This window comes from Citromicrobium bathyomarinum, assembly GCF_038594485.1.
Classification (GTDB): Bacteria; Pseudomonadota; Alphaproteobacteria; order Sphingomonadales; family Sphingomonadaceae; genus Alteriqipengyuania; species Alteriqipengyuania bathyomarina_A.
In genome coordinates, this window is record NZ_JBCFZG010000002.1 from 15,297 (window position 1) to 38,311 (window position 23,015).

Consider the following 23,015-nt stretch of genomic DNA (forward strand, 5'->3'; position numbering starts at 1 on the left):
GACATCCATGAAACACGAATTCGCATACGAGGAAGCGCAGCGGCACTTGCGCCAACGCAACCGCTTCGCCGCGCTCGCCGCCGTGCTGGGCCTTACAAGCCTGCTCGCCGTTGGCGCTGCGACAACGCGCGAAGAGTCTGTGATCCTCGTCCCCGTCACATCCGAGCGCCTGACGCTCGGGAGCGATGCAACCGATGCGTACTACCTCGAGCTCGTCACCCGCGACACGGCGCTGATGCTGCTCAACCGCGCGCCCGAAAGCCTCGACTACTGGATGGAGCAGGTCCTGAAAGTGGCCGATCCGGCCGCGCACGGACGCCTCAAGGCCGAGCTCGTCAAGATCGTCGAGGAACAGCGCGGGTCGGACATCAGCCAGGCCTTCGTGATTTCGCGAATGGAGGTCGACCCGCAGGCGCTTACCGCCGTCGTCACCGGCACGCTCAAGACCTTCGTGGGCGCACAGGTGATCGCGAGCCAGCAGCGCAGCTTCGCATTCAGCTGGAAGCGCCGCGGCCTCAGCCTCGGCCTCACCGGCTTCCGCCAGCTTCCCAATGAGAACGAGGAGGAAGACCAATGAGTCTCCTTGCCCGCCCCTTCCCTGCCGCGCTGACCGCCGTGGCGCTCGCCGCCGCCAGCTGCGCCTTTGCTACCGCCGCTCATGCCGACCAGTTCGTCGAAGCCGCCGACGGTGCCGCGATCGACTGCGTGCTCGCGCGCGGTGCGCTGACCCGTATAGCGCTGGTCAACGACGGTTTCGCCAATGTTTCCAAGATGGCGAGCGGCTATCCCTACAACGATTTCGAGGTGACCCACGAGCCGGTCCGCGGTGACATCTATGTCTCGGTGCCGCTGCAATATGCGAGCGCGAAGGTCAGCTTCTTCGCCACCAGCAGCGCGGGCCATGTCTACAAGTTCGCCTGCAAGGTCGATGGCGAGGAAGCGAGCCAGCTCTTCGTCACCAACCCCGCGCTGGCGAGGCCCGACGCTGCCGAATGGGAATGCCAAGCCCCGACCCGCGACGAGGCTGCGATCCGGCTGATCGAGGCGATGGCAAGCGATGCCGTGCTGCCTGGTTTCCGGGCGCGCGCCGAACTCTCGCGCCCGCGCCGTAGCGACAGTCTCGAAGTACAGCAGGTCGCCGAATACGAGGGCGCCGAGCTTACCGGCCAGGCCTCCACGCTGCGCAATCTTGGGCCCGAACCCATCCAACTTTCGAGCGAACGCGAAGCGCCCGCAGGCGCGCTCGCCTTTGCCTTTGGCCGAGACACGCTCGCCCCCGGCGAGACCACCCGGGCCTTCCTCGTATTTGCCAAGGGAGGGCTGGAATAATGGCCGACACCGACACACGCGCCGCACCCACAGAACAGCCGCGGGACGAAAGCCGTTCGGAAGCCCGACGCGACCTGAACAAGACCGTCGCGCAGCGCCAGAAGCTGCTCCTCGCAGGCATCGGCGGGGTCGCACTCATTGCCGGTTCGATGTTCATCTTTGGCGGTGACGACGCGGAGGATGGAGAGGGCGGGGGTTCGACCACGATCGAGACCGGCGCACTGGTCAATCGCAACCTCTCGCAGCGCGAGTTTGTCGCCACCTATGGCAACCGGCTCGATGCGCAAGGCAAGGCGATCAAAGACCTGCAGGAAAGCCAGCTCCCCAAGGCCTCGATCGAACAGGAACTCGAAACGCTGCGCGGCGAGAACGCGCGGATGTTGAGCGACGGCCAGGCGGCGATCGACGCGATCTCGGCCGAGAACGCGGCGCTGCGCTCCGAACTCGAGACCCAGCGCGCCAATCCTCCGGTCGCGCCGGCTACCCCGCTTGATCCCCGTGCATTGGGCGCTGCACCGGGCGCCGCACCCGCGGCCCTCGATCCAAGTGCGGGCCCCATGGCCGAGCCGAAGGCGAGCCTCCTGAGCTTCAGCGGTGAGAAGCCCGGCACGGCAGGCAAGAAGGTCGACGCCAATGCGCCGCCCCTGCTGCTCGAGGCGAGCCGCGACTATTTGCCGCCCAACAGCTACGCGCCGGCAACCGTGATCGTCGGGGTCGATGCCTCGACAGGCGTCACCAGCCAGAGCGATCCGCTGCCCGTGGTGCTGCGCATCACCGGCCCCGCGCGCTCGGTTCTGAGGGGCAATCGCCTGCTGACGACCGACCTCACCGGCTGTCTCGTCAACGGCGCGGCGCGCGGCGATCTCTCGGCCGAGAAGGTCTACGTCAAGCTGGTGCGGATGACCTGCGCGCAGCCCGGCGGGCGCTTCGCGGTGAGCGAGGTCAAGGGGTTCATCGCCTTTGCCGGAAAGTCGGGCGTGCGCGGCCGTGTCGTCAGCCGTGAAGGCAGCCTTGTCAGCCAGGCGCTGCTCGCCGGGATCGTCGGCGGGTTCGGACGCGGCTTCTCTGCCAACGCCAACGGCATCTTCGCCGGTCAGGTCGGCAGCGACGGCAAGCGCGAGGCGCTCTCGCCGACCGACATCCTTGCGGGCGGCTTCGGCCAGGGCGCGGGCGAAGCCGCCGACACGGTCAGCAAATACCTCATCGAACGCGCAGAACAATACCAACCCGTCGTCGAGATGCCGACCGGCATCGAGGTCGAGATAGTCTTTCTCGACGGCGTCCATGTCAGGAGCACAGACCAATGAATTTCTCCCACCACCGGCCGGGCCTGAAAGCCCGCGCCGCGCACATATCGCTTGCCGCCGCCAGCGCAGCCGCCCTCCTCACCAGCGGCGTTGCCGTGCTGACCGCCATGCCGGCGCAGGCCGCCATTGCCCGCGATGTCGTCCAGGCGCTCAAGCTCAGGCTCCCGAAAACTCCGATCGACGCGCTCGATTGCACAAGCTTAGCGCCGTGGTGCGAAGTCGTCTCGGGCGAGACGCTGTTCTACACCGACGAAGCCGCGCGCTATCTCTTCGTCGGACGGCTCTACGATCTCGAAGAGCGGCGCGACGTCACCGCGACGCGGCTCCTCGAGCTCAATCCCGACTTGCTCGCCGCCGGAGCCGCGCGCGCTGCGGGCCGCGCCGAAGCCTCGCACAGCGAAGCCGCGCCCGCACCCGCCAAGACAAAGGTCGACCTCTCGCAGCTCCCTCATGAGGGCGCGATCCGCTGGGGCAATCCCAAGGGGCCGCGGCTCGTGGTCTTCTCCGATTTCCAGTGCGGCTACTGCAAGAAGCTCACCGGCGCACTCGAGCAGGCGGGCGTACTGGTCGAGGAGCGACCGATCTCGATCTTCGGCGCGGCGAGCCGGCGCCTCTCTGAAAGCGTCCTGTGCGCCAGCGATCCGGTCGCGGCGCTGCACGCTGCCTATACCGGCAAGCACGTGCCGCGTCCCGCCAGCTGCAAGGCCATCCGCGCGCTCGACGCCAACGAGGCCTTTGCCAAGGCCAATGGCTTTGCCGGGACCCCGGTGATCGTGCGCGCAAGCGATGGCGCGGTGATGCACGGCTATCGTGATGCTGCAACGCTCAACCGCTTCGCCAACCAGCGCGCCGGAGCAGGGCAATGAGCGGGCGTCACTTCCGGGCAATTTCAGCCGCCAGCCTCGCTGCGAGCATTGCCGGATGCGCCACGCTTGGCGGCAATGTCAAAGGCGATTTCGACTGCCGCGCGCCCGAAGGCAGCTGCGCGCCCACCACGCTGATCGACAGCGCGGCGATCGGCGAAGCTGGCACCGGCATGGCATCGCGCGCTGCAACCAGTCAGCCACCCTCGCTCGCTGGTCCGCGCCAGGCGGACGCCCGCTCGCTCCGGATCGTCATCGCCGCCTATCGCGACGCGGCGGGCCGGGACCACGAAGCGCGCGTGGTTCATGTCGCGCTGCCCGATCATCCTGCGGAGAGCTGGCATGCCCCGCGCTCGAGAGGCGAAGTGCTCCGCGCGCTCGGACGCGCGGGCAACGATGCGCAGACCCCGCCGCCGCCGACAGACCCGCAGAACGCGCCTGTCTTCAATCCCCTTCCCCTGCAGCTTCCGGATGTCCTGGTTATCCCCTCCCAGGCCCCGGAAGCGCAGCCCGGCGTTCCGGCGCCGGTCACCGGGGCACCTGGCCGTCTCCCCTCCCCCGGCTGGGTGCCCCACCCCCTTTCGCCTGGCGAACCCGAAGGAGAGAGCCAATGAACCGTTCGCTCGCCTCGGCGCGCGACGCGCTGCTCTCCGGCCTGTTCGGCGATGCGCGGCAGGCCGACCATGCCCGGCCGAGCTTCGCGCTCGACATGCTCTCGGACTGGCTCCCCTACCGCGTGTACGATGAAGGGCCGGGTCTCTATCGCAACGCGCATTCGAAGGGCTTCGTGCTCGAAGTGACCCCGCTGATCGGGGCGGACGAACGCACCGGCGAAATCCTCGGGCAGTTCTTCTCCGAGAGCCTGCCGCAGGGCGCCTGCTTGCAGGTCCTGAACTTCGCTTCCCCCCGGATCGGAGCGATCGTCGGACCCTGGTTCGGTCCGCGCTACGAGCAGGGCGGGATCTACGAAGCCATCGCCAAGGCGCGGACCAACCGCCTCTACGACCTCGTCTGGCATTCGGGCTCGGCGCATGCGCCGTTCCACGCGCGCCATGTCCGCCTCGTGTTGTCGCTCGGCGTTCCCGTGCCCGGGAGCGTCACCGACGCCGAGCTGACCGAATGCCGCGACGGGATGGCAGGGATGCTCAATTCGCTGGGTCTTGCCTCCAACCGGCTCGAACCGGCCGGACTTCTCGCGCTGATCGACGAGCTGACCTCGCCGACCACCGCGCGCGAGCTCGATCTTACGCACTGGAACCGCGAGGACACGCTCGACGTCCAGGCGATCCGCCGCGATATAGAACTTGAGGTCGAGGACGACCGGCTGATCCTCCGGACCGAGCGGTTCCGCGAGACCGGACGCAGCCGCGACGGTATTCCCCAGATGGGCACCTGCTATCCCGACCGCTTCGACGTGCGCCATTACGGCGTTCGTTCGACCCCCGAGCGCTGGGCACCGTGGGAATGCGCGCGGCTCATCGGCGACATGTTCACCGACAAGCTGCGCTTTCCCTGTCCCGCCGCGACCATGTTGTGCCTCCACTATCCCGACCAGGAAGCGGCCTCGGCGCGCGCAGGCTACAAGTTCATGCGCACTACCAGCCTGTCGGAGACCAGGAGCGCGCGCTTCCTGCCGAGGCTTTCTGAGCAATCGGCCGAATGGAAGCATGTCCAGGCCGAGCTCCAGGCGGGCAAGAAGCTGGTCAAGTTGTTCTACGGACTCACCACCATCTCGCCGTTGGGGGATGGCGACGCGCACGAACGCACGGTCAAGGCGATCTACAAGGCCGCCGGTTGGGACCTCGCCGACGAACGTTTCCTCCAGTTGCAGGGTCTCGTCGCGGCCTTCCCGCTGAGCCTTGCCGACGGGCTGGTCCACGACCTTGCGCGCCTTAAGCGCTTCCGCACCATGCTCTCGACCACCGCGGCGAACATCGCCCCGCTGCAGGGCGAGTATCTCGGCGGCGCAATCCCGCATCTGCTGCTCCTGGGACGACGCGGCCAGCCCTTCTGGTGGTCGCCATTCGAAAACACTGCCGGCAATCACAATATAGCGATCTGCGGCAAGTCGGGCTCGGGCAAGTCGGTACTGCTGCAGGAGCTCTGCACAGCGCTCCGCGGTGCGGGCGCCAAGGTCGTGGTGATCGACGACGGGCGCAGCTTCGAGCACTCGGTCAAACTGCAGGGCGGACGCTTCGTCGAGTTCACGCTCGCCTCGGGCTTTTCCCTGAACCCATTCTCGATGGTCGACGATGCCCGCGCGCACGAAGACGAGGATTACCGCCTCGACTGCTTCGCCATGATCAAGGCAATCGTTGGCCAGATGGCACGGCCGAGTGCAGCCCCCTTGGACACCGAGCGCGGCCTCATCGACCGGGCAGTGACGCAGGTCTGGGAAGCGCTCGGCAGCGGCGGCGCGATCGACGATGTCGCACATACACTCCATCAAAGCGAGAACGAGGCGGGCAAGGATTTGGCGACTGCGATCGCGCCCTTCTGCCGCGGTGGCAGCTATGCCGGGTTCTTTTCCGGCAAGGCGAGTTTCGCGCTTGAGGACGATTTCACCGTCTTCGAGATGAGCGATCTCGCGAGCCGCGAGGAACTGCGAAGCGTCGTCCTTTCGGCGATCATGTTTATGACCGGCCAGGCGATGACGCGGAGTTCGCGCAGCACCAAGAAACTGCTGCTGATCGATGAAGCCTGGGCGATGCTCAAGGGCGGCTCGATGGGCGAGTTCGTCGAGACCTACGCCCGCACCGCACGCAAATATGGCGGCGCGCTCGCCACCGCCACCCAGTCGCTCAATGACTATTACAAGTCCGATGGCGCGCGCGCCGCGCTCGAGAACAGCGACTGGATGCTGGTGCTCCAGCAGAAGCCCGAGACCATTGCCGATTTCCGCAAGGAAGCCCGGCTCGACATGGACGACCGCACCGAAACGCTGATCCGCAGCCTCAAGCGCTCGGGCAGTGAATACAGCGAGATCTACCTGAAGGGTCCCGAGGTTGAAGCCGTCGGGCGGCTCGTGCTCGATCCGCTCTCGGCGACGATCTTCTCCTCCGATCCCGACACCTATGCCGCGATCCGCCGCCATGTCGAAAGCGGCATGCCGCTCGAACGCGCGGTCGCGCTCGTCGCCGGCGTGGAAGGAGGCGCATGATGGTGCTCGAGACCACCACGCTCGTCGACCGCGTGCCGCTTCCGACTGCCAAACGCGCCCGCGAAAAGCATCGCGCCGTAAACTGGCTCGCGCTGTTCCAGGGCACCTGCCTCGTCCTCCTCGAAGCAGCAGGCTTCGCTGTGAGCACGCTGCTGCTGGTCCTCGGTCTGCCGCTTTTCGTTTTTCTACTCATCGCCGGCTGGGACCTCACGGCGCTGTTCGCGCAGCTCGGCAACCTCGCCGATCACTACCGCACTGCCGAGCCGATCGCGCGGCACCTCTTCGCGCAGGACCTCCAGATCGCCTTCCTCAGCTCCGCTGGCGGGCTCGCGCTGCTGCGGCTGCCAAGCTTCCTGCGCCGCCTCGACCGCCGCCTTTGCCGCCAAAACAACGAGGGATATCCCCGCCATGGATAGACTGAACCTCCCGCTTCGCCAGCTAGGCCCGAAACTCCTCGCCGTAGCGGTGCTTGTTGCCGCGCTGCTGTGGGGCGCATGGCTTACCCAGCAGGTCACCAGCTCCCCCAAGCAGCGGATCGTCACTGTCCGGCTCGCCGAGACCATCGGCACATTCGTTGAGGAGGCCGCGCGCGCCGATGCCGATCCGGCGGTCGTCCAGGCTGCGAGCCTTGCCTATCTCAAGGCCGCCGAGGCAGCAGTCGCAGACATGGGCCGCGACGGCCGCGTGGTGCTCGTCGCCGAGGCAGTGCTCGCCGGGGCAGCCGAAGATGCGACCCCCGAACTCGAACGGCGCATTGCGGACGAGCTCGCCGGGGAGAAGCAGCCATGAGCCTTCCCTTCTCACTTCGCCGTCCACTGCTGCTTTCGGGCCTCGTCCTGTTGCCCCTCGCCTGGGTGCCGCTCGATGCCTTTAGCAAGGACCACGCCTTTCTCATCAATGCGAGCCCGAGCCTTCCCAACTGGGCATTCTGGCTCGACAAGAAGGCACCGATCCAGCGCGGCAGCCTTATTTTCTTCGAGCCGCCGCGAAGCGAACTCGTCGAAAGACATTTCGGTGAAGGGCCGCAGATGTTCGGCAAGCGCGTGCTGGGCATGCCGGGCGATGTCGTGCGCCACGAGGGCGACGCGGTCTTCATCAACGGCAGGAAGGTTGCGAGCCTGCTCAAGGTCACGCGCCTCGGTATTCCGCTCACGCGGGGCCCCGAAGGCATGATCCCTCAGGGCTGCTACTATACCGGCACCAGCCATCCACGCGGGCTCGACAGTCGCTACGGCGAAATCGGCTTTGTCTGCCGTGGACAGATCCTAGGTAGCGGGAGGGCGATCCTGTGATGCGCTCCCTTCTTCCGCTTGGCGTGCCTCTCCTCCTTGCGCTCCCGGCCAGCGTGCAGGCACGCGACTACGGCCAACGCGGCGCGATGTTTCCGGTGATCGAGCGCGACCTCCTCGAACAGATCCATACTCGCCTCGCGCAGATGGAAAAGTCGGGAGAGACTGCGCGGCTGAACCAGGAATTGAAACGTCGGACCATTGCGCGGGTCAACCGGCCCGATCCGGTTGTCGGTCTCATTCGCGCGCATGAAAGTCGCAGCTGGCCCTTCGATCCGACGATCACGCTTGCCGCCGATGTCCGCGGGGCCAAGGGCGAGCTGATCCATGCGGCTGGAACACGCGTCAACCCGCTCGACAGCGTCAAGCTGCGCGGCGACCTCCTGTTTTTCGATGGCGACGATCCTGCGCAGATCGCCTGGGCACTCAGGCAAGAGGCCAATGCCAAGCTGATCCTCGTGAAGGGCGCGCCGCTTGAGCTGATGAAGGCCCGCCAGCGAAGGTTCTATTTCGACCAGGGCGGCAAACTCAGCGAGAAATTCGGCATCAGGGCCGTCCCCGCGCTTGTGCGCCAGAATGGGCGAATGCTCGAGATAAGCGAGATCGCGCTGCCTCCCCGAAAGTCACGGCCATGAACAGCATCCGCGCCTTCCTCGTGCTGTTCACGGCAGCGCTTTCGCTTGCGCTTGCCTCGCCCGCCTCGGCCGATGCCGGGCCGGGCAAATGTACCGGGCAGTTCGTCAACCCGATCACCGACATCTGCTGGTCGTGCCTCTTCCCGATCTCGGTCGGCGGGCTCGAGATCTGGCCGAGCAATCGGCCCGATCCCGACAACCCCGATTTCCCGCTCTGCCTCTGCGGTCTTCGGCCCGGCATAGCGATGGGCTTCTGGGAGCCCGTCCGGCTTGCCGATGTCAGCATGAAGCCGTGGTGCTTCGTCAACCTTGGCGGGATGAAGCTCGATCCGGGCTTCGATATCGGCTTCCGCTCGATCTCGGGGCCCTCGGCGGTGGGCGGCGCGAGCCAGTATTATTCGAGCTGGCACGTTCATTGGTACGCCTATCCGCTGATCTACTGGATGGAGATCGTCGCCGATTTCCTTTGCCTCGAGCCGGGTTCGATCGACATTCTCTACATCTCCGAGATCGATCCGCTGTGGCAGGATTCCGAACTCACCGCGATCATCAACCCCGAGGCCGTGCTCTTCGCCAACCCGCTGGCGCTCGCCGCCTGCGCGGCGGATTGCGCCGCATCGACTGCGAACCTGCCGCTTGACGAGATGTTCTGGTGCGCGGGCTGCCAGGGTTCGATGTACCCGATGAACGGCAATGTCTCGGCCAGCATAGGCCACGTCCAGGCCTCGCGGCTCGTGCTCTCGCGCTTCGCCTACAAGCTCCACCGCGAGCTCGTCTCGTGGGGAACGATGGGCTCCAAGGGCCTGTGCGGCAAGTACCTCATGCCGGTGATGAGGAAGCAGCAATACCGCTTCCAGGCCACCAACCCCAATCCGGCGACCAAGGGCCGCTACGCCTGCCCGCCCGTCGGTGCCTCCACCACCTTCCAGTCCCCCGGACAGGTCATCCCCGCCATCGGCGAAGACATGGGATACCTCGTCTGGCGCAAGAGGAATTGCTGCGCGCTATGAGAAACGCCTTCCCTCTCCTCGTCCTCATCAGCCTGGCAACTGCCGCTGCCTTCGCTGCCGCATCGGCGCAGGATACTCCGCCCGATCTCAACCTTGCCCAGGTCCGGGCGCGCGCGAGCGAGCATGCCCAGGACGCCGAAGCGCTCGCGACCTCGGTCAGGACCAGAGCCGACACGCTGGCCGAGGACGCACGCACCACGCAGCAGGCGGCACTCGACAACCGCGCCGCCTATGCGAAGGATGCGCAAGCGACGTCCAGCGCCGGTCCGCTCGATCTCGACGGCATGATCCGCAGCGCAGCCGACGCCGAGGTCGCGGCCATGGGCGATGCGCCGCGCTTCATCGCCTTCGCTTCGCTGTCGATGCCCGAACCATCGCTCAAGGCGCTGGTCCGCGACGTCACCCGCGCCGGCGGGGTCACCGTGCTGCGCGGTTTTCCGCAAGGCGACAGCGCCGCCTTCAAGAAGCGGCTCGCAGCGATCTGGCGCGATGGCAGCGAGGCCGGCGCGCTCGGAATCGATCCGCGGCTGTTCCGCGCCTTCGATATCGGCGTCGCGCCGAGCTTCGTGATGATCGCGAGCGATTTCAGCCCCTGCGACGGGTTCGATTGCACCGACACATTGCCGCCGCACGACCGGCTCGCGGGCAATGTCAGCGTCGAGGACGCGCTCGAGACCTTCGCTGATGGCGGTGGCCCGGGCGCGCAGCTTGCCCGTCTCCACCTCGCCCGCCTGAGGGAGCAGCGACCATGAAACACCCGCTCAACTTCGCGACGACCGCTTTCGCGGCGCTCCTCCTCACCGCGAGCGCTACAGCCCAGCAGCAGGAAGCGAAGGCCGACGGCAAGGCCTTTGCCGAGAGCCTGCGCGGCGAAGCCCAGCAGGCGGCGCAGCAACAGCCGAACGCTGCGACCCTCCCCAACTACGATCGCAACGCGGTCCGGGGGCTCGAGACGCTTGCCGAGGATCCCGACCGGATCGAAAGCAATGCGGCAACAGCGGCGAGCGGCCACCAGGGCTACCGCGCGATGCGCGACAGCCTAGCCAACCGCGCACGCTTCGATCCCAGCGAGATCGAGGACGTCATCGCGCGCAGCCTTGCGATCAACGAGGCTCCGCTCGACTACACCAGCGGCATGGCGATCTCGGGGGACCAGGGAAGCTGCGTCCCGCTGCCTCCCGGATCGGGCTCGGCCGGGACCTTCACCGCGACCTGCAACACCGGAACAAGGATCGACCAGTCGGCGGGCCAGTGCGCGGTACCGCTATTAGCAACAGTGAGCCAGCTTCCGCAGTACCACTACCTTTGCAATCGCTTCGGCGATTTCAACGGCTCGGGCGAGCCCGAATGCGCGGGGTTCGACGGCTATTCCTGCCGCGTGACGGGTCGGCGCGACACCTGCCTGCAGTGGAGTTCCTCGGGCGGCCCGCCGTGGTGTTCCGAGCCGGGCGATCCGATCACCGAACTCACCTGCGACGAAGAAGTGCCGGGGCAGACACCCTATATGGTCACCACTGCGACCAGGGTCACGACAACGCCCGACGAGAGCCAGTGCTCAGGCTTTGCCGACAATGGCGACTGCACGCTCGATACCGAGATCTGCACTGACGCCGATCCGCAGACCCGTATCGTGAACGGCGTCCCGGTGACACGGCCCTGCTGGGAATGGCAACGCAGCTACGCCTGCACCGCGCGCGAAGCGGCGACCGACTGCTCGGATATCGAGAGCCAGGGCACCTGCCGTTTCTTGCGCGAGGAATGCCTCACCGACGAAGTCCCGTGCGAGACCTGGGAGCGCATCTACGAATGCCCGCTCCCCGAAACCGATAGCACCAGGCAATATGTCTGCGACGGCGATGTCTACTGCATCGATGGCAGCTGCGAGACGATCGAGCGCACCGCGAACGACGAGTTCAAGGATGCCGCGGTCGCGTTGCATGCGATGGACGAGGCGCGCGGCCAGTTCGATCCAAACACGCTGACCCTGTTCCGCGGCACGCGCAACACCTGCTCGTCCAAGGTCTTCGGCGTGCTCAATTGTTGCAAGGGCAAGGGTTTCCCGCTCATTCCGGGGATCAGCCTGCTCGTCGCGCTCGGCTGCGACCGCGAGGAAGTGCTGCTCCACCAGCGCGATGCGCAGGGCCTGTGCGCCTATGTCGGGACCTATTGCTCGGACAAGTTCCTCGGCGTCTGCCTGACCAAGAAGAAGGTCTATTGCTGCTTCGAGAGCAAGCTGTCGCGCATCCTGCAGGAACAGGGGCGCAAGCAACTGCCCAAGCCGTGGGACAAGCCCAAGGAAGAGCAGTGCGAGGGGTTCACCCTCGAAGAGTTCGCCCGGCTCGATTTGAGCCGGATGGATTTCAGCGAAGTCTATGCCGAGTTCACCGATGCCGCGCGGCTCCCCGACGAACTCGAAACCAGCGTGCTCATCCAGCAGAAGATCGCCGATTATTACGCAAGGGGCGGCCAATGACCCATTTCAATCGCATGGCGGCGCTCGCGCTCGGCTTCGCCGCTTTCCCCGCCGCTTCGGCCTTGGCCCAGGAACGGCAGGACGCTCCATCGACCACCACTTCAGACGCGCTCTACTGCGAGGAGCGTAGGCTCGGCTACTGGTTCTACTGCGTCAAAACCGCTCCCGCGGAAGAAACGCAACAGCCCGAAATCGAGCCGGTCGCGGCGACCCAGGAACTCGATGTGATCACGTCCGAGCTGCGCGAGCTGAAGGCGCGCGCAATCCTCTATCCAACCGAAGCCAATGTCGCGGCCTATATCCGCTTCCAGCGCGCACAGCTCGACCGCGCCTCGCTCTTCTCCGATGTCTGGCAGCGCGCGATCTGGCAGGACCCCGAACTCGACTACACGCTCGAGCGGCCGGTCGGCGCGCTCGCCAAGAAACAATGGCAGGATGCGCGTAGCGCCGAGCGCGACAGCGTCATGGCACGGCTGTCGCAGCGCTACGGCCTGTTCTATTTTTACAGTTCGACCTGCGCTCCCTGCGAGGTGATGAGCCCGATCGTGAAGGGCGTCGCTGATCGCTGGCGCATCACCGTACGCGCGATCTCGACCGATGGCGGTCCCTCGCGCCATTTCCCGGACTACAAGGTCGAAACGAACCAGCGCGCCAGGCTCGGTCTTGAAGGCAAGGCCACCCCGGCGCTGGTGCTGTGGGACAGCGTGACCAAACGCCCGATCCCGATCGGTTACGGCGTGCTCTCGGCCGACGAGCTCCAGGACCGCATCTACCTCCTCACCTCGAAGGAAGCCGGACATGATTACTAGCATCCGCAATGCGACACTGACCCTCGCCGCGGCCAGCATGGTCGCGTCCCCGCTTGCTGCCAACGTCGGCGACAGCATGGACCGCTTCATGGACGACATGGGCGCGGCGGCGAACGTGACCGGCCCGACCGCCTTCGAAGGCCAGTCGGCGGGCTACTACAGCCTCGGCAACGTCTGGACGCGCTTCCCCCAGAAAACGACCAATTTGGCCAATCTCCAGCTGCCACGCGCCCGCGCGGGCTGCGGCGGGATCGATATCTTCGCCGGGTCTTTCTCGTTCATCAATGCAAGCGAGATGGTCGCGCTGTTGAAAGCGGTGGCCAACAACGCGGTCGGTTTCGCCTTCAGCCTCGCGATCGATACCGTTTGCCCCGAGTGCAACAAGATCATGCAGGAGTTCAGCCAGAAGGCTCAGCTCATGAATAATCTCTCGATCAACTCCTGCGAGATGGCGCAGGGGCTGGTTGGAGGCCTGTGGCCCAAGGGCGATCTCGCCGACAAGGCAATTTGCGAAGCGATCGGCAATTCCGAAGGCATCTTCACCGACTATGCCGCAGCCAAGCATGGTTGCGGAACGCGCGGCCAGCGCGCTTCGACCAATGAAGGCGCCGGCACCGATTATGCAGACGTCAATCTGGGCGTGGCGCGCAACTACACCTGGCACGTTCTCAAGAAGAGCGCCTTCTTCAATCCCGGCGGGACCTTCGACCGCGAGCTTGCCGAATATGCGATGACGCTCATCGGCACGGTGATCTACGTGCCACCCAAGGACGACGAGGCAGGCAAGTTCGTGCCTTTCGCCGGCGATGCCTCATCCACCCTGGTGAGCGCGCTGCTCGACGGGACGCAAGGCCAGACGGTCAGGGTGTTCCGCTGCGACGAGACTGACCTTTGCCTCAATCCGACCTTTGAGCAGATGAGCCTTTCCAACGCCAAGGCGATCCGCCCACGCGTCGCGCAGCTGATCGGCAATATGGTCGATGCGATCCGCGCCGACACCGCGATCGGCAATGCCGAGAAGGAACTGCTGCAGGTGGCCTCGGTCCCCTTGTACAAGATTCTCACCGTCCAGGCCGCCTACGGCCGCGGCATGCCGACCGACGACCGCGACACGCTCGCCGAGATCGCCAGCATCGACCTCCTCTATGCCATCCTCGACCGGATCGTGTCCGAAGCCGGGCGCTCGATGGCAAGCTTCATCGCCGCCGACGAAGCCAAACTCGCGATCTGGCGCGGCCAGGTCGCCGACGTGCGCTCGGGCCTCGTCCAGCGGCAGGCGACCGGACAGGCCAAGGTCTCGGCGATCATGCAGATCATCGAGAAGACCGCGATGATCGAGAACGCGCTCGCCGCCTCGATGTCGCCTTCGATGTCCGCCGCACTCGACTGGTCGCGCGGGCTCCAGTCGCGCTCGATCGTCCCCTGAGGCGCGCACATGGTCGAGATCTTCACCACCGGCGGCGGCGAGTACATCGTCAACGTCCTGAACGCCGTTGCCGCCTGGACAGGTGCCGGGGGCTACAAGAGCCTGATCCAGGTCGCGCTGGTGATGGGGTTCGCGCTCGCGGTGATCGTGGTGGCGTTCCACCAGGACTGGCGCGCCTGGCTCAACTGGTTCCTCGGAGCGACGCTCATCTATATGTGCCTGATGGTGCCGCGGATGGACGTCCAGGTCACAGATCGCGTCAATCCGAGCCTTGCTCCGTCCACGGTCGCGAATGTCCCGCTCGGGCTCGCGCTGATGGCGAGCTTCACCAGCCAGGCGGGCGACTATTTGACGCGTTCGGCCGAGACCGTGTTCGGGCTGCCCGACGATCTCAACTATTCGAAGAACGGCATGATTTACGGCGCGCGCCTTCTCGAAGCGACCAGGAGCTTGCGGATCGCCGATCCCGAGTTCGCCGCCAATTTCGACGAACATGTCCGCCAATGCGTATTCTACGACCTGCTGCTCGGCCGCTACTCGATGAAGGAATTGTCCGAGAGCAATGACATCTGGGCGACCATTGCGCCTGGGAGCGCAGCGCGCGCGCAGAAGTTCCTCACCCGCGAAGCCGATGACAGCGTCACTGCGTCGATCGTCACCTGCCGCGAGGCCTACAACGCGCTCTCGAACCAGTGGGCTGGAATGATCGACGAAATGACGCTCGTTGCCGGCCGTCAGCTCTATCCCAAGCAGACCGAAGCGCTCGCCAAGGCCAAGCTCATCGCCGATCTTCCCATCGCCTACCAGTATCTAACCGGGGTCTCGAAGGACGCGAGCAGCATTTTTCGCCAGGTCCTCACTATCAACGCGATGAACCAGGCAATGCACGGCTTTGCCGGAGCGAGCGGCGCGTCGAGCGTCGATGTATTCGCGCAGACCCGCGCCGATATCCAGACCGAGCGAACGTATTCCTCGATCGCGCAAAATGCGATGAAATGGGTGCCAATCCTCAACGTCGTGCTGACGGTCGTCTTCTACGCGCTCTTTCCCGTCCTTTTCCCGCTGTTCCTGATGCCCAGGACCGGGCCGATCGCGCTGAGGGGCTATGTCACGGGCTTCTTCTATCTCGCCGCCTGGGGACCGCTCTTCGTCATCCTCCACATGATCCTGATGCTCAAAGGCGCAGGCGATGTGGCGGCAGCGGGCGGCGCGAGCGGGCTGACCCTCGCGACCTTCTCCGGCATGACCGACGTCAACAACGATATCGGTATTCTCGCAGGTTATCTCGTCGCCTCGATCCCATTCCTTGCCGGCGGGGTCGCGCGCGGAGCCATGGCCATCTCGGGCCAGGCGACAAGCTACCTTAACCCGAGCCAGAATGCCGCCGAGGAAGCGGCCCGCGAGGCGAGCACGGGCAATCTCTCGTTCGGGAACACCAGTTTCGAGAACTCGAACGTCTTCTCGCGCCAGTTTGCACAGGCGAGCCTTGCGCCAAACATCGCCTATGGCGCATCGCAATCGCGCGAGTTTGCCGACAACGGCACGCAGACGACGAACTTTCCGCAGGCCGAGTTCGCGACCGTGCCGACCTCGAGCTACCCGTTCACGCCGACGCTCGGGCAGGACTTCTCGAGCAGACTCGCGACCATGGCGAGCCAGAGCCGGGGGCAAAGCGAGACCTTCTCCAATCTTGCCCAGCAGTCGACCAGTTCGGCGGTTACAAGGTTCAGTGAACTGCGCGATGCCTACACGCGTTCGCGTTCGAACGAGAGTGTCAGCGGGACCTCGACCAGCAACAGCATCGGCAGCGCGTTCAGCGAGGTCGACAACGCCTCGAAGACTCTGCAGCAGCAATTCGGGCTGTCGCGCCGTGCCGCCGACGACATCACTGTGTCGTGGTTCCTCAACGGAAACGCAGGGATCGAAGGAAAGGTGGAGCGAAAGGGAACCAAGGGAACACTTGGGCTCGGCGGCGGTCGTAACCAGAGCTGGACCGATAGCGATATCGGCATCGCCTCAGAGGACCGCTCGCGCATAACGGGCGCGCTGCGCCAGATCTCGGACAGTCGCAGCTGGTCGAGCACGCGCGAAGGATTCCTCCGCGAGACAAGCTCAAGCTCCGAAGCGCTGGTTTCGAGCAGCTCGGCCGGCATCACCAAGTCGATCACCGAAGCGCAGAGCTATACCCGCGAAGCGCGCCGCGCCGAGGAGATCGCCAGCCGTCTTGAGAACCAGGCAAGCTGGTACGAGAGTGCCAATGCCGCAGGCACGCTCAATCTCAGCCAAGCCTATCGCGAATGGGGCATGGCCGAGATCGACGCCAATCGGGATTACTACGGGCCAGTGCGCTTCGACGACATCGACTTCCAGTTGAGTGCGCGGGGCCAGCAGCTCCAGGCGCGGTTCGTCGCAAGCTATGCGGACCAGCTCAACGCCGAGATAGCGGAAGACCTTGTACTGCCGCCCTTTGCGCCCGTCGCTCGACCTTCGGTGGGCAGCGCAAATGGCGTGCGGGGATCGGTACGGCTCGGCGGGGTACCAGGAAGCCTTGGCGCCCCCTCAAGCGATCGCGAGGACATCGCCCGCGATGTCGATAGGGTTCAGCAGCAAGGGGAACGGCGGGTCGGGACCGTGAAAGGATACCTCGACGGCAAGACCCGCGATGCCAAGGGAGCCTCGGCCGAAGCGGCCGATGACGTGAAGGAATGGTAGCTCAGATCAAGCCATCATAGATGATCACGTAGACAACGAACGCTAGGAACAACACGGCAAACAGGTAAATTCCGCGCCGCTCCCAAGGATCAGCCCAGATCTTTTTCCAGGTGTAAGAAGTAAGGCGGTTCTCGGCGATGGCCCGGTCGACTTCTCGAAAGCCTTCCCAGTCCTGCTTGCCGCCGGTGGGAGTGTTGTCTGGATCGCTCATTGCTCATTCTCCTTCGGGAGCAAACCCGCACCCTCCCCTCTGGACTGCCCCTCGCGTTGCGGCGAAAATAGCTGAAAATCATCGGGAAAGCGAGCACGGTGTCTTGGCGTGAAGGTCCGGAAATGAAAGAAGGTGGAATGTCCAAGAGACCACCCCGGGATAATGTCTTTGATTTCCAGACCGGACGTGACCGGAGCAAGCGCACCCGAGAAAGAAGCCTCGCCGTTCTTGTTACGGGCGGTCTATTCGTCGGCATTCTTGGAGGTCTCGCTGGAATCTATTGGCCATTTGGGTCGGCGAGCGCCGAAGCGCGAACCACGCACAGCTTTGCGGTCTGCGGCATGGTCAGACGCACCTGCGTCGTCGACGGCGATACGATCTGGCTCGAAGGTGTGAAGATCAGGATCGCAGATATCGACACGCCGGAAATCTCGCAGCCTAGGTGCGATTACGAATACGACCTCGGCATCAAGGCACGCGATCGGCTGGTTGTCTTGCTCAACCAGGGCGAATTCGAAGCGGTGACGATTGGAAGCAGGGACGAAGACCAGTACGGTCGCAAGCTGCGCGTGCTGCTGCGCGATGGACGCTCGATCGGCGACCAGCTGGTCGCAGAAGGCCTTGCGCGAACCTGGTCCGGGCGCAGGGAGCCCTGGTGCTGATGCGCGACTGGCCCGACAGCGACGATCCCTTTCCGCAGGGCAAGCCGGAATGGAAATTGAAGCTCGAGGCATGGCTTCTGGGTATTCCAATGGTCCTCATGCTCGTTGTCGGCATCGGGTCACTCTTTTGACGCTCACCCGCGACCAAGAACTTTGGGGCATGGCGCTATGGGTCGAGAAGCACCACGGCGATGCCGGGCATGAATTCATTGCGTCGAAGATCGATCAGTTGACCCGGGCCGGAGAGCAGGACGGGGCGAAACTTTGGCAGGACGTTGCACATCGCTATGAGCAGCTGGTCGAGCACCCTTCCCATTCCTCGTGATGCAGTTGGGAGCGATAGCCTGGACGGACTTCAGGTAGGCCTCCAGCCGCTCGATGGTTCTGCGGCGCGGTCTGCGCCCCATCCTCAGGTCGAGTACGAATCGAGGATCTCCGACCGCGCGTCGTCCGAAGCGCGTTGCCGAAATATGATGATCTTTCAGATGCTTTTCGATCCGTTCCAGCAAGGTCATGTCCCTTTCGCTCCGACTCGCAAATCCCTTGTGTTCTTGTTCTGTTCTTAGTAGGATCACATCCGCGAGTCTAGGAAAATTCCTACGATCAAGATTCGAAGGACAGGCGAATGGAACATGTGAGGGAAGAGCTCGACCGGCTGATCCTCAAGGGCGGATATGGCTACGCGTCGATATCGCGGCTGCTCGGTCGCAACCCCGCCTATGTGCAACAGTTCATCAAGCGCGGCTCACCGAGGAAGCTCGATGACGAGGATCGAAAGACGCTCGCCTGTTTCTTCGGCGTCGACGAACAAGTGCTCGGTGGCCCCGCCAATCCGGTCACCGATGGTATGATCGAGATTCCCGTTCTTGATGTCGAAGCATCTGCCGGGTTCGGAGCGGTAGCTGCCAGTGAGACTGCTCATACTCGTTTCGGGTTCGACGAGCGGTGGCTGCGGCACCTGACGTCGGCCAAGAGCGCCAGCCTGTCGATAGTCGGCGTAAAGGGTGACTCGATGGAGCCAACTCTAAGCGATGGTGACGAGGTCCTGGTCGATGCGTCAGATCACGGCTCGCGGCTGCGAGACGGGATCTACGTCCTTCGCTCTGATGATACCCTCGTCGTGAAGCGTATCGCGATCAAGCCGGGCGGTCGCCAGATCACCATTGCCAGCGACAATCCGGCCTATCCGACCTGGCACGACATGGACCGGTCGGAGGTCCACGTCGTCGGCCGCGTCATCTGGTTTGGCCGTGCACTGTAGCTGCAAGATCTGGGCCGATAGCAGAACGACAGCTGCCAGGTTGAACGAATGAATACCGACAACTTGCAGGCACGACTAGTATTCGCGATATTTTTCAGCGAAGGCCGAGAGCGATGAAAAGAGCACGCGAGGCGCTTTCCGGCACGCGAAAGTTCAGCTAGAAGAGGCTTGGACGAACCAATCGAACAGGTTTACACTTTCATGTTATAGGTTGACACATGACCCGAATTAGGGTTACAGATGTCGCATGAACGTTGACGCCTCGACTCTCTTCAAGCTCTTCGAAGCCGCGATTTCCGCGGATTACACAACCGTGCGCCGAATCGGCGGACAGCTCGCCCGCAAGCTGGCCGAAGAGAAGGATACCGAGGCCGCCAAGGCACTCCAGGCGCTGCTGCGCAAGCGCGGGGTTCCGCTCCAGGCGTCGGGTTATGTCGAAGCCCTTCCCCGCGACGCCGGCTCGCGCCTGCCGCTCGTCGAGGAAGAACAATGGCCGACGACTCCGCTGTTCCTGAACGAAGAGTCGAGCCACACAATTGAGCAATTTCTGGAAGATGCGGCGAATATCTCGATGCTTTCGGAGGAAGGTGTATCCTCGCGCCTGGGCGTGCTACTCTACGGCGCTCCGGGTACCGGCAAATCGCTTCTCGCTGGCCATATCGCGGCCAAGCTTGCGCGTCCCTTCTACGTAGCGCGCCTGGATTCAGTCATATCCTCGCGGCTGGGCGAAACGTCGAAGAACATCCGTTCGATGTTCGACTTCATTCCAACCAAGGAAGCCGTGCTCTTCCTCGACGAGATGGACGCCGTCGCCAAGCTGCGCGACGATCGCCACGAACTCGGCGAGCTCAAGCGGGTCGTTAATACTGTCCTGCAAGGCCTTGATTCGCTGACGGATGATGTGATCGTGATTGGCGCAACAAACCATCCTCACCTGCTCGATCCGGCAATCTGGCGCCGCTTTCCCTACAAGGTCGAACTGCGCGCGCCCAATGAGGATGTCCGCGCTGACATGTGGCTGCATTTTCTCTATCAGGACCGCGACACCGAGGCATCGCATGCAAGGCTGCTGGCGCGTCTGTCGGAGACCATGAGCGGCGCGGAGATCGAGGGTCTTTCGCTCGCCGCAAGGCGCCGTTCGATTATCAACAAGCAGCCCCCCAATTTGCCTCACATCCTGCTGGCGATCGATGCGGCGTCGGATGGTGTCCCCCGAATTCCGGCCGGTCACGAACTCTCGCCCGAGGAGCGCAAGCGCCTGGCGCGCATGCTTGTCGACAAGGGCGACCTGCCTCAGACCGAGATCGCCCAGATGCTGGGGGTGAGCCGGCAAATGGTCCATCGCTATCTGCGGGAGGAGAAAAATGGCGAGTGATTCCCGCCGACCGCTGCTCAACCCGGTCCTTCGATTCACCAAGGAACCGCGCCCGGAAGCGATCACCGGTCGCGGCAAGTCAGCTGCCGGAATCAAGACCGAGCGGCTCACAACCCAGCGCGCTCGACTGTCGGAGGCCATCGCCGACATGGCCGAGCAAGGGGCCCGGCATCCGCATTTCGGTGGCCGCGCTGTGGCCTATGCCGCGATGTTCGAAGACTCGCTGGCGCCGACCTGGACACCGTCCGACCTGTTCCAACCCTCGCATGGTGCCCGTTTGATCGCGCCGCATGCGCAGGGCTATCTCGTTGAACTTGAACTGGCCGCCCTGCCCCGCTTCTCGGCCTTTATCCGCAATTTCGGCACGGTTCGCGACGAGGTCGACATCTCGCGCGTGGAAATGGTGCGCTTCTACGATCAGTCGGACGTGCTGCAGGATCGCTCGATCGACTCGCTATGGGAGCAGGCGGTCGAGCAGGAAGGCGGCCGTGCCTTCTTCCTCTGGCTGACGCCATTCCGCACGGGCGATGCCGCCGAACAGTTGCTGCTTCAATTTGCCGGGCTACGCGACGGAATCATTGCCCCCACACGCCCGCAATTGCCCGACCTGGCCACAGCGGCGGATGCTGTCGGCGACCGCGCTGTTGCGCATGCGCTGCGCGCCATTCCAACCGACCGGGTCGGCAGGGCCTTGCGCGAGTATCGCCAGCGTCGCCGCGCGAGGACTTCGGTATTGGTCCCCTCGCGCGAGGCGCTCGCCCGGCTGGTTGCATCTGGCACCGTCGTACGCCTCGATCCGGTGATGCCGATCGTAACGACCCAGCCCGGCGAAGGCCGCGAGCCCGACCGCCCCTTGCCAGCCAATCTGGCCAATGCCCCGATCGTCGGCGTCGTCGATGGCGGCCTCGATGCAAGCTCCTACCTGCCTGCTGAGGCCTGGCGTGCGCCGCCCCTGGTCGCGAGCGCCGCGGCCGAGGTGATGCACGGCAATCGTGTCACCTCGCTGATCGTTCAGGGCTATGACTGGAACAACAATCTCACGCTTCCGGCGTTGACCTGCCGCGTCGGGACCGCCGCGGCTATCGCCAAGCGCGGTCATCGCGGCCCCACCGAAGAGGATCTGATCGACTACCTCGATGCGGTGATCGGCGCGCATCCCGAAACCAAGGTCTGGAACCTCTCCTTCAACCAAGACCTTCCCTGCAGCGACGGTGAAGTCTCCTATCTGGGCCATGCACTGGCAGAGCTGGCCCGCCGCCATGATGTCCTGCTGGTCAACTCGATCGGCAACGCGCCAGCCGGCCGGCTCAAACGTCCCGCCGATTGCGAAGCTGCGTTGACCGTCGGTGGACGGCTTCACACCGAGACCGGCAAGCCTGGCGACAAATGTCCGGTCAGCCTCGCCGGTCCCGGCCCCTGCAGCATGCTCAAGCCCGATGTCTCGCATTTCTCGCATGTCCGTGCGCTCGGCGGAGCAGTCATTTCCGGATCGAGCTTCGCCACGGCGCTGACCTCGCCGCTCGCCGCCCACACGATGGAGCGCTTGCGCCATCCCAATCCCGATCTCGTGCGCGCGCTGTTGATCCATGGCGCCGATGGGGGCGTTTATGATCCAGCGCTGGGCTTCGGAACGCCCGATCTCGTTACCCTACCCTGGGAGTGCCAGCCCGGCACGGTCACACTGCAGTGGGAAGCTGAGCTGCGCGACCGCGCGTCTTACTACTGGGAGCTGCCGATCCCGCCCGCCTTGCTTCACAACGGGCGGCTGCGCGGCCAAGGCCGTTTGACCGCGATCCTCAATCCGCATCCGATGGTCGATGAATTTGCCGGGCCTAATTATTTCAGCGCCCGGATCAACACCGCGGTCCAGTATCCGCGCGGCGACGGGTTTACCAACCTGCTCGGCTCGATGGATACCGACCGGATCCGCGAGCAGGTCGCGCGCACGGATCACTACAAATGGTGCACCGTGCGACATCATCACAAGGATTTCTCGGCCCGTGGCCATCAGGTCGATGGCGATACGCTGCGCATCTACGCCCGCGTCTACACCCGCGATCATTATGTCTATGGCTATGCGAGCGCCGACGAAGTCCCGGCGCTCAACGCCGTCTTCGTCCTCTCGCTCAGCGGAATCGACGACGGCGCCGACATTTACAACCAGCTGCGCGATCAGCTCGGCGTCTTCGTCGAGCCGTCAGTGATCCATTCCGACATCGAGATCGAAGGAGGTGACCTATGAGTGACAATGACCGCATGGTGTATCGCCGCGCGAGCGACCAGAAATGGATCGACAAGCGCAATTCCGCCTCGCGAGGCTTTGCCTACGACACCCAGGCCGAAGCGGCGGCAGCCGGCAAGCAGCGTTTGCTTAATTCTGGTGGCGGCGATCTGACGATAAAGGGGCGCGACGGACAGATCCGCAGCAAGGATACCATCGGGCGCAAAGACCCCTTCCCTCCGCGCGATCGCGAACATTGATGATGCGAGCCT

The 23,015-nt window shown here is 64.5% G+C and carries 24 protein-coding genes; 23 read left to right on the top strand and 1 reads right to left on the bottom strand.

Going from position 1 to position 23,015, the window contains the following annotated elements; genetic code table 11:
• Positions 1 to 7 precede the first annotated feature (7 nt).
• From AAG591_RS05290 to AAG591_RS05365, 16 genes are read left to right on the top strand one after another with little or no spacing between them, the layout of a single operon-like run.
• Positions 8 to 577, top strand: coding sequence for a type IV conjugative transfer system protein TraE (locus AAG591_RS05290; RefSeq protein WP_187336394.1), 570 nt, complete (start codon positions 8 to 10; stop codon positions 575 to 577).
• Positions 574 to 1,329, top strand: coding sequence for a type-F conjugative transfer system secretin TraK (locus tag AAG591_RS05295; RefSeq protein WP_187336395.1), 756 nt, complete (start codon positions 574 to 576; stop codon positions 1,327 to 1,329). Before AAG591_RS05290 ends, AAG591_RS05295 begins: the two co-directional genes overlap by 4 nt.
• Positions 1,329 to 2,636 carry a TraB/VirB10 family protein gene (locus tag AAG591_RS05300; RefSeq protein ID WP_342529998.1) on the top strand — a complete coding sequence of 436 codons (1,308 nt, stop codon included), beginning with the start codon at positions 1,329 to 1,331 and terminating at the stop codon, positions 2,634 to 2,636. The genes AAG591_RS05295 and AAG591_RS05300 overlap by 1 nt, the downstream gene beginning before the upstream one ends.
• Positions 2,633 to 3,502, top strand: a complete 870-nt coding sequence (locus AAG591_RS05305; protein ID WP_011413148.1) for a DsbC family protein — start codon at positions 2,633 to 2,635, stop codon at positions 3,500 to 3,502. Before AAG591_RS05300 ends, AAG591_RS05305 begins: the two co-directional genes overlap by 4 nt.
• Positions 3,499 to 4,113 (top strand): hypothetical protein, encoded by a 615-nt coding sequence (locus AAG591_RS05310; protein ID WP_011413147.1) that lies wholly within the window; start codon positions 3,499 to 3,501, stop codon positions 4,111 to 4,113. The genes AAG591_RS05305 and AAG591_RS05310 overlap by 4 nt, the downstream gene beginning before the upstream one ends.
• Positions 4,110 to 6,659: a type IV secretion system protein TraC gene (traC, locus tag AAG591_RS05315; RefSeq protein ID WP_011413146.1), complete on the top strand. Its 2,550-nt coding sequence runs from the start codon at positions 4,110 to 4,112 to the stop codon at positions 6,657 to 6,659. Before AAG591_RS05310 ends, traC begins: the two co-directional genes overlap by 4 nt.
• On the top strand, positions 6,656 to 7,075 hold the full coding sequence (locus tag AAG591_RS05320; protein ID WP_011413145.1) for a hypothetical protein: 420 nt from the start codon (positions 6,656 to 6,658) through the stop codon (positions 7,073 to 7,075). The genes traC and AAG591_RS05320 overlap by 4 nt, the downstream gene beginning before the upstream one ends.
• A complete protein-coding gene (locus AAG591_RS05325; protein ID WP_011413144.1) occupies positions 7,068 to 7,448 on the top strand; it encodes a type-F conjugative transfer system protein TrbI in 381 nt (126 codons plus the stop codon). Before AAG591_RS05320 ends, AAG591_RS05325 begins: the two co-directional genes overlap by 8 nt.
• Complete coding sequence (locus AAG591_RS05330) at positions 7,445 to 7,951, top strand: S26 family signal peptidase (RefSeq protein ID WP_187336402.1); 507 nt, start codon at positions 7,445 to 7,447, stop codon at positions 7,949 to 7,951. Before AAG591_RS05325 ends, AAG591_RS05330 begins: the two co-directional genes overlap by 4 nt.
• Positions 7,951 to 8,583, top strand: coding sequence for a type-F conjugative transfer system protein TraW (traW, locus tag AAG591_RS05335; protein WP_187336403.1), 633 nt, complete (start codon positions 7,951 to 7,953; stop codon positions 8,581 to 8,583). Before AAG591_RS05330 ends, traW begins: the two co-directional genes overlap by 1 nt.
• A complete protein-coding gene (gene traU, locus AAG591_RS05340; RefSeq protein WP_187336404.1) occupies positions 8,580 to 9,593 on the top strand; it encodes a conjugal transfer pilus assembly protein TraU in 1,014 nt (337 codons plus the stop codon). The genes traW and traU overlap by 4 nt, the downstream gene beginning before the upstream one ends.
• Positions 9,590 to 10,345 (top strand): type-F conjugative transfer system pilin assembly protein TrbC, encoded by a 756-nt coding sequence (trbC, locus tag AAG591_RS05345; protein WP_187336405.1) that lies wholly within the window; start codon positions 9,590 to 9,592, stop codon positions 10,343 to 10,345. Before traU ends, trbC begins: the two co-directional genes overlap by 4 nt.
• Positions 10,342 to 12,066: a conjugal transfer protein TraN gene (locus AAG591_RS05350; RefSeq protein ID WP_342530000.1), complete on the top strand. Its 1,725-nt coding sequence runs from the start codon at positions 10,342 to 10,344 to the stop codon at positions 12,064 to 12,066. Before trbC ends, AAG591_RS05350 begins: the two co-directional genes overlap by 4 nt.
• A complete protein-coding gene (locus tag AAG591_RS05355) occupies positions 12,063 to 12,875 on the top strand; it encodes a conjugal transfer protein TraF (RefSeq protein ID WP_187336407.1) in 813 nt (270 codons plus the stop codon). The genes AAG591_RS05350 and AAG591_RS05355 overlap by 4 nt, the downstream gene beginning before the upstream one ends.
• Positions 12,865 to 14,301 (top strand): conjugal transfer protein TraH, encoded by a 1,437-nt coding sequence (locus AAG591_RS05360; RefSeq protein WP_187336408.1) that lies wholly within the window; start codon positions 12,865 to 12,867, stop codon positions 14,299 to 14,301. The genes AAG591_RS05355 and AAG591_RS05360 overlap by 11 nt, the downstream gene beginning before the upstream one ends.
• 9 nt (positions 14,302 to 14,310) lie before the next feature.
• Positions 14,311 to 17,013 (top strand): conjugal transfer protein TraG N-terminal domain-containing protein, encoded by a 2,703-nt coding sequence (locus AAG591_RS05365; RefSeq protein WP_187336409.1) that lies wholly within the window; start codon positions 14,311 to 14,313, stop codon positions 17,011 to 17,013.
• 1 nt (position 17,014) lies between these two features.
• Here the strand turns inward: AAG591_RS05365 and AAG591_RS05370 are convergent, their stop codons facing one another.
• On the bottom strand, positions 17,015 to 17,224 hold the full coding sequence (locus tag AAG591_RS05370) for a hypothetical protein (protein WP_187336410.1): 210 nt from the start codon (positions 17,222 to 17,224) through the stop codon (positions 17,015 to 17,017).
• A 341-nt stretch (positions 17,225 to 17,565) separates the two neighbouring features.
• Here AAG591_RS05370 and AAG591_RS15180 point away from each other — a divergent pair, with 341 nt between their 5' ends.
• From AAG591_RS15180 to AAG591_RS05405, 7 genes are all read left to right on the top strand, one after another.
• Positions 17,566 to 17,886 carry a thermonuclease family protein gene (locus tag AAG591_RS15180; RefSeq protein WP_187336983.1) on the top strand — a complete coding sequence of 107 codons (321 nt, stop codon included), beginning with the start codon at positions 17,566 to 17,568 and terminating at the stop codon, positions 17,884 to 17,886.
• Positions 17,880 to 18,017 carry a hypothetical protein gene (locus tag AAG591_RS05380; RefSeq protein WP_187337201.1) on the top strand — a complete coding sequence of 46 codons (138 nt, stop codon included), beginning with the start codon at positions 17,880 to 17,882 and terminating at the stop codon, positions 18,015 to 18,017. The genes AAG591_RS15180 and AAG591_RS05380 overlap by 7 nt, the downstream gene beginning before the upstream one ends.
• Positions 18,014 to 18,211 (top strand): DUF6961 family protein, encoded by a 198-nt coding sequence (locus AAG591_RS05385; RefSeq protein WP_187336984.1) that lies wholly within the window; start codon positions 18,014 to 18,016, stop codon positions 18,209 to 18,211. Before AAG591_RS05380 ends, AAG591_RS05385 begins: the two co-directional genes overlap by 4 nt.
• Positions 18,212 to 18,511: 300 nt before the next feature.
• A complete protein-coding gene (locus AAG591_RS05390) occupies positions 18,512 to 19,147 on the top strand; it encodes a S24 family peptidase (RefSeq protein ID WP_187336411.1) in 636 nt (211 codons plus the stop codon).
• Between the two features lie 247 nt (positions 19,148 to 19,394).
• Positions 19,395 to 20,522 (top strand): AAA family ATPase, encoded by a 1,128-nt coding sequence (locus tag AAG591_RS05395; protein WP_187336412.1) that lies wholly within the window; start codon positions 19,395 to 19,397, stop codon positions 20,520 to 20,522.
• Positions 20,512 to 22,764 (top strand): S8 family peptidase, encoded by a 2,253-nt coding sequence (locus tag AAG591_RS05400; protein WP_187336413.1) that lies wholly within the window; start codon positions 20,512 to 20,514, stop codon positions 22,762 to 22,764. The genes AAG591_RS05395 and AAG591_RS05400 overlap by 11 nt, the downstream gene beginning before the upstream one ends.
• The gene (locus tag AAG591_RS05405) at positions 22,761 to 23,003 is read left to right on the top strand and encodes a DUF2188 domain-containing protein (RefSeq protein ID WP_187336414.1); all 243 of its coding nucleotides are present in this window, start codon (positions 22,761 to 22,763) and stop codon (positions 23,001 to 23,003) included. The genes AAG591_RS05400 and AAG591_RS05405 overlap by 4 nt, the downstream gene beginning before the upstream one ends.
• Positions 23,004 to 23,015 lie beyond the last annotated feature (12 nt).